At 36.5% G+C, this 12892-nt stretch carries 6 protein-coding genes and 5 pseudogenes; 10 read left to right on the top strand and 1 reads right to left on the bottom strand.

Annotated features, from left to right (window positions below; all coding sequences use genetic code 11):
- The first annotated feature begins 136 nt into the window (after positions 1-136).
- Positions 137-1525 (top strand): N-acetylglucosamine-specific PTS transporter subunit IIBC, encoded by a 1389-nt coding sequence (nagE, locus tag JCM21714_RS08455; protein WP_035723405.1) that lies wholly within the window; start codon positions 137-139, stop codon positions 1523-1525.
- Positions 1526-2168: 643 nt separating this feature from the next.
- Complete coding sequence (locus JCM21714_RS08460) at positions 2169-3350, top strand: TraB/GumN family protein (protein ID WP_035723408.1); 1182 nt, start codon at positions 2169-2171, stop codon at positions 3348-3350.
- Between the two features lie 406 nt (positions 3351-3756).
- On the opposite strand, the pseudogene JCM21714_RS08465 reads toward JCM21714_RS08460, so the two are convergent.
- Positions 3757-4642: pseudogene (locus JCM21714_RS08465) on the bottom strand (TIGR01777 family oxidoreductase).
- A gap of 275 nt (positions 4643-4917) precedes the next feature.
- On the opposite strand from JCM21714_RS08465, the pseudogene JCM21714_RS08470 reads away from it, so the two are divergent.
- The 8 genes and pseudogenes from JCM21714_RS08470 to JCM21714_RS21250 all read left to right on the top strand — a co-directional run bounded on the left by JCM21714_RS08470 (position 4918) and on the right by JCM21714_RS21250 (position 12560).
- A pseudogene (locus tag JCM21714_RS08470) lies at positions 4918-6379 on the top strand (nicotinate phosphoribosyltransferase).
- 18 nt (positions 6380-6397) lie between these two features.
- A pseudogene (gene nadE / locus JCM21714_RS08475) lies at positions 6398-7229 on the top strand (NAD(+) synthase).
- A gap of 115 nt (positions 7230-7344) precedes the next feature.
- A pseudogene (locus JCM21714_RS08480) lies at positions 7345-8330 on the top strand (ring-cleaving dioxygenase).
- Positions 8331-8521: 191 nt separating this feature from the next.
- A pseudogene (locus JCM21714_RS08485) lies at positions 8522-9528 on the top strand (substrate-binding domain-containing protein).
- Between the two features lie 17 nt (positions 9529-9545).
- Positions 9546-10286, top strand: coding sequence for a cache domain-containing protein (locus JCM21714_RS23935; protein ID WP_369403510.1), 741 nt, complete (start codon positions 9546-9548; stop codon positions 10284-10286).
- A 140-nt stretch (positions 10287-10426) separates the two neighbouring features.
- The gene (locus JCM21714_RS23940) at positions 10427-11365 is read left to right on the top strand and encodes a sensor histidine kinase (protein ID WP_369403511.1); all 939 of its coding nucleotides are present in this window, start codon (positions 10427-10429) and stop codon (positions 11363-11365) included.
- 5 nt (positions 11366-11370) lie between these two features.
- Positions 11371-11997, top strand: a complete 627-nt coding sequence (locus tag JCM21714_RS21245; RefSeq protein ID WP_235182709.1) for a response regulator — start codon at positions 11371-11373, stop codon at positions 11995-11997.
- Positions 11925-12560 carry a helix-turn-helix transcriptional regulator gene (locus tag JCM21714_RS21250; protein WP_235182710.1) on the top strand — a complete coding sequence of 212 codons (636 nt, stop codon included), beginning with the start codon at positions 11925-11927 and terminating at the stop codon, positions 12558-12560. Before JCM21714_RS21245 ends, JCM21714_RS21250 begins: the two co-directional genes overlap by 73 nt.
- Positions 12561-12892 lie beyond the last annotated feature (332 nt).

Below are 12892 nucleotides of genomic sequence, written 5' to 3' on the forward strand. Positions count from 1 at the left end.
ATATGTCTAGACAAATAATTTATTAAATATTGTTATCTAAGGATTTTATCTATTTTTAAGAAAATTGGTATATACAAATAAAATATTTTATGCTATTATACGATTGATTAAAAATTGAAAAAAGGAGTGGATAATCATGATGAATTTTCTTCAACGGATTGGTAAATCTCTGATGTTGCCAATTGCTGTATTGCCTGCAGCTGCTTTGTTGTTGCGCTTAGGACAAGATGATTTATTGGGTATTGAGTTTATGGCAAAAGCGGGAGATGCTATTTTTTCTGAACTACCTTTAATTTTTGCAATAGGTGTTGCCATAGGGTTTTCTAAGGATAAACACGGTGCAGCAGCATTGGCAGGTGTTATTGGTTATTTAGTATTAACAAATGCGTTATCAGCTATTAACGAAAATATTAATATGGCCGTATTGGGTGGTATACTTTCGGGTATTGTTGCTGGTCTTTTATACAATCGCTTTCATGATATTAAATTACCCGACTGGCTTGCCTTCTTTGGTGGGAAACGATTTGTTCCAATCGTTACGGCTGCTACGATGGTCATACTGGCTGGTGTCTTTGGTGTGGTTTGGCCACCTGTTCAAAGCTTTATTAATGGAATTGGCGAATGGATTATTAATGCGGGGGCAGCCGGCGTTGGTATTTTTGGTATCTTAAATCGTTTATTAATCCCACTTGGTTTACATCATGTTTTAAATACGTTAGTTTGGTTTGAATTTGGAGAATTTACAAATGCGGCAGGAGAAATAATAAAAGGTGATTTATCGAGATTCTTTGCTGGCGACAAAACAGCTGGTATTTTCATGGGTGGGTTCTTCCCAATTATGATGTTTGGTCTTCCTGCAGCGGGATTAGCTATGATATATACCGCAAAAAAAGAAAAACGTAAAGCGATTGCTGGTTTAATTGGTGGGTTAGCCTTCACGTCATTTTTAACAGGGATTACGGAGCCGATAGAATTCATGTTTATGTTTTTGTCACCATTGTTATATGTGATTCATGCGTTTCTAACCGGTGCATCCATGGTTATTGTATACCTTCTAGATATTCATCATGGATTTGGATTTTCAGCAGGAGCGATTGATTACTTCTTGAATTTTGGTATTGCTCAAAAGCCAGTGCTATTATTTTTAATTGGAATTATTTTTGCGATCATTTACTTCTTTGTATTTGTCATCGTTATCAAAGTATTTGACTTAAAAACGCCTGGTCGTGAAGATGATGAGGATGACTCTAATGATGAAGTGACACATGAATCAAATGATTATACTGCCATGGCTGCTCAGTTTGTCGATGCGCTAGGTGGTAAGGAAAATATTGAACATGTTGACAACTGTGCTACGCGATTACGTTTAACCTTAGGTAATACCGATAATATTGATGAGAAAAAATTAAAGCAACACGGTGCTCGTGGTACAATAAGAGTAAATAATAAAAACTATCAGATTATTGTCGGTACTAATGTGGAGTTTGTAGCAGAAGAATTAAAGAGAATCGTCCACAGAGATTAATAAAGTCTGGGTAAAAAATAATTTTATAACTGTGAAATCCGAACGATATATCGAATTCTATCATTAGAATTAGTTATCGTTCGGATTTTTTAATTGCATATAAGGGAGATAATGCGACATAACTTCAATTTACTGAGTAGTACTCTTGAAATTTATATTAGGTGTAACAAGCCGCTTCAGCTTGCCCACTTCGCTTTCCGGGGGGGCGTGTCTTAAGCTAACTTTGTAAAGAAAGACACTTTACAAAGTGGATCATCAGATCACGCTGATCCCCCCAGGAGTCGAAGTGGACGCCTGCGCTAAATAATATTCAACAATAGCAGCAAGTGGTAAAATTGTGACTCTCCTATCTCGATTTATAGGTATTATCCTTTTGAAAAGTCAAATTGATATTGGTCTTAATCGTTGTAGAGCAAATTAATAGCGAAGGCACCCGGAGCGGCTGTTTAGCAGTAAAAATCTTTCAAAATTGCCACAGGCGTTATGTCGCATTATCTTCGTTATGCGACTCTTAATTGTAGGTTTAAAAAATATATTATTGTTTAGTGGGAATATTTGATACAATCCTTTATACTAATAAAAGTAGATAATTTAAATCAAATTCTCACTTTATCAAGTCGCACTTTATAAGGAAGGTTCACTGATGACAGATGAAAATCAAAATATAACAAGAATTGAACTAGATGGGAAAGAATACATATTAATTGGAACAGCACATGTGTCCAAGCAAAGTGCTGAGCAAGTAAAACAAATAATTGAAGCAGAACAACCTGACTCAGTCTGTGTGGAGCTTGATAAGCAACGCTATGAATCAGTAGTCAGTGGCAGTAAGTGGAAGGACATGGATATATTCCAGGTTATCAAGGAAAAGAAAGCAACCTTATTGTTAATGAATTTAGCAATATCTTCTTTTCAGAAGCGAATGGCTAAACAATTTGGCATTCAGCCTGGACAAGAAATGATTCAAGGCATTGATTCAGCAAATGAAATTGGAGCTGAATTAGTATTAGCAGATAGGAATATCCAAATAACTTTCTCTCGAATCTGGGGAAGTATTGGTTTTAAAGGAAAGATGCTATTGTTAACACAAGTAATAGGCGGCGTATTTTCAAAGGAAACCATTACAGAAGAAGAATTGGAAAAAATGAAGACACAGGATTCTATTGATAGTGTGTTAAGTGAATTTTCTTCGGCATTTCCACGTTTGAAGAAACCACTGATTGATGAACGTGATCAATATTTAGCACAAAAAATTAAAAAAGCACCAGGGGGGGAGAAAATTGTAGCTGTATTAGGGGGGGCTGCACATGTTCCGGGGGGGATAACAAAAGAAATTCATAAAGAACATGACTTGAAAAAATTGACGACATTACCACCAAAGTCAAAAGCACCGAAAATCATTGGCTGGTCTATACCTGTAGTTATTATTGCATTAATTGCTTTTACCTTTATATCTAATCCTGTAGCTGGGTGGCAGCAGGTGATGAGCTGGTTAATTTGGAATGGCGGATTTTCCGCATTAGGTGTGTTATTAGCTTTAGGCCATCCATTAGCAATCTTAACGGCATTGGTAGCAGCTCCTATTACTTCTCTTAATCCGTTAATGGCTGCTGGGTGGTTTGCTGGTTTTGCACAAGCTCTGGTGAAAAAACCACATGTATCTGACTTTGAATCATTATCAGATGACGTTCATACGTTAAAGGGTTTTTGGGAAAATAAAGTGACAAGGATTCTTCTAATTATTGTGTTTGCTAATTTAGGAAGCACATTAGGAACGATAATAGCAGGTACGGATATTATACGAGTATTTATCAATAATTTATAAAAAAATCTGGACTTTTCTAGGTGAAAAGTCCAAACTTTTTATTAATAGTAGAACACATGTTCTTATTTATGGTATACTGTAGACAACCCTCTATAAAGAAAGGGGGGGGTGAAAGATATGGAAGTGGTTCTGACCTTTGTGGTTTTAGGCCTCGGTATTGCAGTGGCCTGTCTTAACTTAATCAATGCAATACTGAACCTAAAGAGACACAAGAAAAAGGATCACCGCTCTGCCAAGCGATGATCCGAGTAATACCACATGAGTGTGAGGAGATATCCTTGCACTCACTCCATATTCTACTTCAATTATACAAGAAACATGTGTGAAATGTAAATGAATTTCGTCTCAAATTAATCTTATATTGAGATCTCCATTTTGTCGATATTAATTAGGTAACTTTTTGAAATTAAAGAATGTCTTCTAATGTTTGTTCAATTGTTATAAAGCGAAAACGATATCCAGCATCGACTAATCGTTTTGGTATCACCCATCTACTCTTCAAAATAAGCTCTGTCTCTGTTTTTAGGAAGACAGCACCTAATTCTAATAATGGTGTGGGGGGCTGGCAAACCGACAGGACGATTTAATTGTTGGCGTAACGCACGCATCAAATGATGATTTGGGATCGGATTTGGAGAAGAACAGTTAAAAATACCAGATAGCTGCGTATTGCTTTGTAAAAACTGGGTAATTTGAAATAAATCCTCTACATGTATCCAGCTAAACATTTGCTTTCCGTCTCCCTGTATCCCACCGAGCCCGTAATTAACCAAATTTTTATAAGGAGTAATCACACCGCCGTCTGGACCAAGAACGATGGCAATGCGAAGAGCAATTTGCCTTGTGTTTGGTAATGAGAAATTGAAAAAGGCCCTTTCCCATTTCTTTGCAACATCGACGGAAAATCCAGTACCAATTTCTCCATTTTCCTCTGTCATTGGTCGATCCTCTGCATGTCGATAAATAGTAGCTGTACTCGCATTAATCCATAATTCGGGTGGGTTTTGACAATGATTAAGCGCATCACCAAGAAGTTTGGTTGTACCGGTACGAGAAGTGATAATATCCTTTTTGTTTTTGTCATGATAACGGCAATTCACGGACTTACCTGCTAAATTAATTACCATTTCTGCGCCTTCTAAGGCATCAATTATTCCTTGCTGATCATTCCATGTAATGGCGGGTGCTTTTCGACTGATTATCTTAACGTCATACCCTTGTTTACTAAATTGTTTTTTGAAATAATCACCTATGAATCCTGTACCACCTGCTAAAACTATTTTTTTCTGCATATCAGACATCTCCTAAGTTTTTGCATTTCCTCTATCATATCAAAAAATAGGACAATAGAGAAAAAGTTTCTGACATTTTTCCGTTAATTTGATATAATAAAAAGTCAAATAGTAAATTTATTTAAAGGTTATAATAAGTATAAAAAATTGGTGGAAAGCTCGTATTATAAAATAAATATGGGAAATATTGGCCCAATACATAAGGTACTACAGGCACTTGACCTTTTCGAATATATATTAGGAGCAAAGGTGACAGAATTTGGAGGGAAACAACAATGACTTACGATGATGATAGCTTAATGCTACATACGGACTTATATCAAATTAACATGATAGAAACGTATTGGAGGGATGGAAAAGCAGACAATAAAGCTGTATTTGAATTATATTTTCGGCAGTTACCTTTTGCTAATGGTTATGCTGTCTTTGCTGGGTTGGAGCGTGTATTAGATTTTATCAGGAATTTCGGATTTACGGAAAGTGACCTTGCCTATCTAAAAGAAATCGCTGGGTATCAGGATGATTACTTGGATTATCTGAGAAACTTGCGTTTTACAGGTACTATTTTATCTATGAAAGAAGGAGAAGTTGTTTTTGCAAATGAACCATTAATGAGAATCGAGGCACCATTGGCAGAAGCGCAATTAATTGAAACCCCCCCTTTGCTTAATATTGTGAACTACCAAACATTAATAGCTACTAAAGCAGCAAGAATTAAGTACGTGGTAGGCGATCATGCTGTTATGGAATTCGGAACTAGAAGAGCACATGAGATGGATGCGGCAATTTGGGGAACACGCGCTGCATACATTGGGGGGGGATTTTCTGCCACTAGTAATGTGAGGGCAGGGAAACTATTTGGCATACCAATTGCCGGAACCCATGCCCACTCTATGGTACAAGCTTATCGTGATGACTATATTGCATTTAAAAAATATGCCAGCACACATAAAAACTGTGTTTTCTTAGTAGATACATATGATACATTACGTTCTGGTTTACCAAATGCGATTCGTGTGGCGAAGGAATTTGGGGGATAGCATTAATTTTCTGGGTATTCGTTTGGATAGTGGAGATATGGCCTATTTATCAAAACAGGCTCGGTACATGTTAGATGATGCAGGTTTTTCTGATGCGAAAATTATTGTATCAAATGACCTAGATGAATATACGATTCTTAACTTGCAGGCACAAGGAGCGAAAATAGATATTTATGGCATTGGTACGAAGGTAATAACAGCTTATGATCAGGCAGCATTAGGCGGAGTATATAAATTAGTGGCAATTGAAGATAATGGTGAAATGGTAGATACGATCAAGATTTCTTCTAACCCTGAAAAAGTCACAACTCCGGGAAGCAAAAAAGTTTATCGAATCATAAATAATGTGAATGGACATTCAGAAGGTGACTATATTGCGCTGGAGAATGAGAATCCTCAAACAGAAGAACGTTTAAAAATGTTTCATCCGGTGCATACATATATAAGTAAGTTTGTTACTAATTTTACCGCGATTAATCTCCATCAGGAAATCGTAGTAAATGGAGTCATTAATTATAGCAATCCTTCTCTCAAGGAAATACAGCAGTATACGATTAGTAATATGAAACTGTTATGGGAAGAATATAAAAGAACAATGAATCCGGAAGAATATCCAGTTGATTTAAGTGAAGCATGTTGGGAAAATAAGATGAACTTAATTCGTGATATTAAAAGCAAAGTGAAAAAAGTAAAATGAAGAAAGGATGTTTATAGTATGCGATCATTACAAAAGGAAATTATGGAAACCTTAAAAGTACAACCGAGCATTGATCCACAAGAGGAATTTCGTCGCAGTGTAGAGTTTATTAAAGCCTATTTAACGAAGCATGCTTTTTTAAAAAGTGTTGTGCTAGGTATCTCCGGGGGGGCAGGACTCGACTCTGGCTGGGTATATGTGTCAAACTGCTGTAAATGAGTTAAATGAACAGCAAAAGGAGCAAACGTATCAATTTATTGCGGTACGTCTTCCGTACGGGGGGGAACAAGCAGATGAAGAGGATTGTATAGATGCGCTTGATTTTATTAAGCCAAGCCGGACGGTACGGGTAAATATTAAAGCGGCAGTCGATGCAAGCGAAACAGCAGTTGCCGAAGAATTCGGAGTTATTAGTGATTTTGTCAAAGGAAATACGAAAGCTCGTGAACGTATGAAAGTACAATATGATATTGCAGCTGCAACTTCAGGTGTTGTTATCGGTACTGATCATGCAGCGGAAGCAGTAACGGGTTTCTTTACGAAGTATGGTGATGGTGCTGCTGACATTTTGCCATTGTATCGCTTGAATAAAAGACAAGGTAAATCGATCCTAAAAATGCTGGGATGCCCTGAACATCTATATACGAAAGTACCTACTGCTGATTTGGAGAGTGACAAGCCACAGCTGCCGGATGAAGTTGCCCTTGGTGTAAGCTATGAAGCGATCGATGACTATTTAGAAGGAAAAGAAGTGGCAGAAGAGGAAGCACAAACAATCGAAAATTTATATATAAAATCACGTCATAAACGAAAAGATCCAGTGACTGTGTTTGATGTATGGTGGAAATAATAAAAATAAGGTGATGATCCATAGTGATATCACCTTTTATTTGTATTTTTTTATCGGATTTGTTATATTTATCTCGAATTCAAACTAAATGACATCCTTGTTAGGAGATGAGTTTATGAACGGACTAAAGGGCATGCATCATGTCACAGCAATTACAAGTAGTGCCGAAGAAAATTATAAATTTTTCACATATGTATTAGGTATGCGGTTAGTTAAGAAGACGGTTAATCAGGATGACATTCAAACCTATCATTTATTTTTTGCAGATGATAAAGGGAGCCCAGGAACAGATATGACTTTCTTCGATTTTCCGGGAATCCCTAAAGGATCTCATGGGACAAATGAAATTTACAGAACGGCCTTTCGTGTGCCGTCTGATCAAGCACTGGATTATTGGCTAAAACGTTTTGAACGGCTAAATATTCAGCATGAGGGGGGGATACAAGAACAATTCGGTAAACAGGTGCTTTCCTTTACTGATTTTGATGATCAAATTATCAGTTGATATCAGATGAAAATAATCAAGGAGTTCCTTCCGGGACACCTTGGCAAGATGGACCGATACCAAATGAGTATGCGATTACTGGACTAGGTCCTATTACAGTTCGTATTAAGGATTTTAAACATTTTAATCAAGTTATGGAAAAAGTATTACTGTTTAAAAATATTGATCATGAAGGATCTTATCATTTATTCGAAGTAGGAGAAGGTGGAAATGGTGCACAGGTTATCGTGGAGGAAAACGATGACTTACCAATGGCTCAACAAGGTTATGGTACTGTACATCATGCAGCATTCCGGATTGATGATCTGGAAACATTGCATCAATGGGATGAGCATTATCGTCGTTTTGGTTTTCAGACATCCGGTTATGTTGATCGCTTTTTCTTCAAATCGTTATATACAAGAGTAGCACCACAAATCTTATTTGAACTGGCAACGGATGGACCAGGATTTATGGGTGATGAGCCGTATGAAACACTAGGTGAAAAGCTTTCTTTGCCACCATTTTTAGAGAACAAGCGAAAAGAAATTGTGGGAATGGTCCGCCATATCGATACAGTAAGAAGCTCAAAGGAATTAAAAAAAGAATATGAATAATTATGGAAGACCAAGTGTAAAGCTTGGTCTTTTCTTATATCTAAACGGTCTTATTTATTAATATTGATCTATTGTTAATATTCATATACAATTTTAGTACAATCGAATTAGGTTAGTGCTGAAATGAGAGTTCCATCAATAGTGAGGCTTATGAACAGGTAACACTATGTCCAAATGGAAGGGGTTACATAATGAAGAAGATCTTATTAGTTTATTTAATATTAATTGGCTTATTTGTCATATATGTCTATCAATATCAATCAGAGGAAACGACAGATAATCAATGGTCGGATCGAGAATTAAGAGGTACAATAGATGAAAATTATGTAATGGTAACTTTTCAGGCTGGTATTGATTATTGGAAACGTCCGCTAAAAGGTTTTGAAGACGCTGCCGAGGCTCTAAATGTTTCTGTAGAATATAGGGGGGGGCAACTCAATATGATGTCCATGAAGAAATAACTGTTTTAGAACAAGTAATTGCTAAAAATCCCTCAGGTATTGCTATTTCTACAATGGACCCAGAAGCACTAAATCCTGTTATTGATAAAGCAGTAGAATCAGGAATCCCTGTTGTGATGTTTGATGCAGATGCTCCGAATAGTAAAGCATATGCTTTTTTAGGAACAAATAACTATTATGCAGGTGTAACAGCAGCAGATAAAATGGCAGAGTTATTAAATGAAGCAGGGGGGGAAGTAGGAGTTGTGACTCATCCGAATCAATTAAATCACAAAGAACGAACAGAAGGTTTTCGAGAAACAATTGAAAAGGAATATCCCAAAATGACAGTTGTAGATGTAAAGGATGGCCGTGGCGATCAAATGATATCGAAGGAGGTTTCAGAAGAATTAATGAGAGAGTATCCTAATATTAAAGGAATTTTTGCCTCGGAGGCTAATGGTGGAGTTGGTGTTGGCAAGGCGGTAATCGACCAGCAAAAGAAAGGGGGGGATATTCATATCATTAGTTTTGACACAGATAAAGGGACATTAGATATGATAAATGATGGAATAATTTCCGCAACAATGGCTCAAGGTACTTGGAAAATGGGTTACTGGTCTCTTCAATTTTTATTTCACCTCCAACATGATATTGCAGGAGAACTAGAAGGGGAAACGAATTTACCACGGTATGTAGATACAGGAATTACGGTTGTAACAAAGGATAATGTGAATGAATATTATCCTGGTGAATAAAGAATGGATGGATGCAGATGAAGCGCTGGACACAAATAAATAATTTTCCCATTCGATATAAGCTTATATTCCATTTTTTACTAATCAGTATTCTGCCGATCTTTTGTTTGGCTCTCTTAGTAAGCTGGACCGTTGAACGTGTGATGGAGGAACAAGTAAATGATAATACCATTCAGTTGATAGATAAAGTAAATGAGACATTTGAATTTTATATTAGTAATCTTCAGAATTATACATATATGATCGCTAATAATGATGAAGTTCAGCAATTTTTGGAAACTTCAGAAATCGACCCTGCTGTCTTATCGGATAATAAATATGAAATCCAACGATTCTTACGTGACTTTACTGCTGTATCATCAGAGGTTGCGGGGGGGATTATGGTTGTTAATCATAAAGGAGATTATATAAGTAATGAATTATATGCACCTTCTGTTATGGAACTAACGGAAGCGTCATGGTATCAAGAGGCTGTGAACAATCAAGGTATATTTAAAATAATTGGACGACCTATGGAAAGGCGTCTGAATTCTATTGTCGATTATCAGAATGATGATGTGGTAACGGTCGTGAGAGCAATTAATGATCCTTTTACTGAAGAAGTGCAAGGAGTTGTTTTAATTGACTTAAAATTACGGGTAATCGCTGAAACAGTCAAAGATGTAACATTAGGGAAGAGTGGATACCTAATGGTTATGGATGATAATGGGAATAACATCTATCAACTACCCAACCCATTTTGGATAAAGTGCCATTAAGTTGGATAGGTGATGAGTTATCAGGTGTTTTTTCAAAAAAATAAAAGGAAAACAGATTCAATTTATTTATCAACGTTCCCCCCCTTTTGCTAATTGGGTGACAGTCGGGGGTATTTCCAGCGGAAGAAAGTGTATTCGGTTTGCGTGAAATTAATTTTTATTTAGTGGTATTTATTTTTATCATCATGTTTTTTGGTATTCCGGTCTCTTATTTCCTGTCGCATTCCATTTCGAAGCCGATTGTACAGTTAATGTCGTTTATGAGAAAAGCTGAGGGTGGTAATTTTAACGTTAGATACCAGGAAAAAAGGTATGATGAAGTAGGATTATTAGGTAGAAGTTTTAACAAAATGTTAATAAAAATTAATGAATTGATGCATATAACGGAACGGCAGGAGCGCCAAAAAAGAGATGCAGAATTTCGAAGTTTACAGGCGAATATTAATCCTCACTTTTTATATAACACATTGGATACGATACAATGGATGGCTAGAAAACAGCAGGCAAATGATGTAGCAGAAGTAGTTGAGTCTTTAGCAAAACTATTTCGAATTGGACTCAGCAAGGGCCGTGATGTGATTCTATTAAAAGAAGAAATTGAGCATATTGAAAGCTATCTAACCATTCAAAAAACGAGATATCGAGATAAATTAAACTACCAGATTGAGGTAGAGGACTCAATTAAAGATAAGGCCGTTTTAAAATTTATTTTACAACCGATTGTAGAAAATGCAATTTATCACGGAATTAAAGAACGCAGAGGACCAGGGCATATTTTTATACATGCTAAGCAGTTGGATCAACAAATTGCTATATCGATTAGTGATGATGGTAAAGGGATGTCAAAGCAACAATTATTGGATATGCGTATTGCCCTTGCAAACTCCATTGCAAGTACTGAAAATCCCGAAGAGACTAGAAATAAAAAAGGTTACGGAATGTTAAATGTACAAGCACGGATACAATTAACACATGGAGAAGATTATGGTATCTCTATAGAGAGCATGGAAGACAAAGGAACAACTGTGACGATTTTAATGCCAATACTTAATGAGCCGGATCAAGAAAGGGAGCAGTGATAACAATGTCCAAATGGAAGGTGCTTATAGCAGATGATGAGTTTCTTATACGTGAGGGAATAAGATCTTCGGTGAATTGGTCGAATTTTGACATGGAAGTAATAGCAGAAGCTGAAGATGGAGAAGAAGCAGTCGAGTTTGCGCTGAAGCATGAAATAGATGTTTTGCTGATTGATTTAAATATGCCAATTATGAATGGTATAGCTGCAATGAAGCATATTAAAGAAAAGCTTCCAAATTGTCGGATGGTGGTCATATCTGGATATGACGATTTCCGATATGCGCAGGAGGCAATACGACTTCAAGTTGAGGATTATCTTCTAAAACCAGTAAATCCAACTAAATTAGAGGAGATTTTAACGGATTTAAGTAAACTATTAGAAATGAAAGAACAAGAGGAGAATTATCTGCAACAGGCTTCTACACAAGTTCAAAAAAACCACGAACATCTAAGGCAAAGCTTTTTTCTTGATTGGATTGAAGGTAATTTAAGTGAAGATGAAGTAAGAAGTCAATTACAATTTTTAGATTTACCTTATGATCCTCCTGGTTTTTTATTATGGTTAAATGGGCAGATGGTGAAGCCGGACACCATTTACTTGAAGAGGAGGATCGGCAACAGCAGGTATTAGCTATTAAAAATCTATTAAAAGGTCTATTATCAGATTACTTGCATGCTATTTTTATAGAGGATTCTCATTTTATTACTATATTATTATGGGAGCAAGTGCCAACTGACCTAACAGTGAAATTGGAAGAGCAAGTGAAAGAAGAATTGGATCAGCGAATTTATTTGAAATATGTACCATTGGCTTCCGTTGATATTCATGTGCAATATAATGAGGTAAAACAAGAACTTAATCAGCATATGCGGTTGTCACCTCTTGTCAAGCAATCATTATATTATATTCGCAAGCATTATCAAGATCCTGACTTAACTCTGGAAAGTATTGCAGAATCACTGCATGTATCTACAGTGTATCTCAGTAGAATGATTAAACAGGAACTAGGTAGTTCGTATGTACAGGTTCTTACAAACACGCGATTGCGTGCAGCTAAGGAACTTTTGCAATCTGCTGATCTTAGCATACGAGAAGTAGCGGAAAGAGTTGGATATGATTCCCAACATTATTTTAGTACGACATTTAGAAAATCAATGGGTATCACACCAAAACAATATAAACAGCAAATCTAGAAAAAGCTCCTATTGTTAGCAGAAAACTAACGATAGGAGTTTTTTTGATAAACACAAATGATTATCAGTTGAATAGTTGACCCAAACTGCGACCTAGTGACAATTTTGAAAGTATGATGAATGTAAGCAAAAGCTCTGTCCATTTACTTCGCTTTAATAGGGTTCTACAACGTTAGTGACAGCTAGCACATGGATATCATTGCTTATTTCATCTTATTTGAACAGAGATCCATCCAAAGCGGAGGAAAAATGCGAGACTCCTGAGGGATTAGTGCGAGCTGAAGATCCACTTTGGAAAGTGCTCTGCTTTTCAAAGTTAGCTGAAGCCGCAC

This window comes from Gracilibacillus boraciitolerans JCM 21714 (genome assembly GCF_000521485.1).
Lineage (GTDB): Bacteria > Bacillota > Bacilli > Bacillales > Amphibacillaceae > Gracilibacillus > Gracilibacillus boraciitolerans.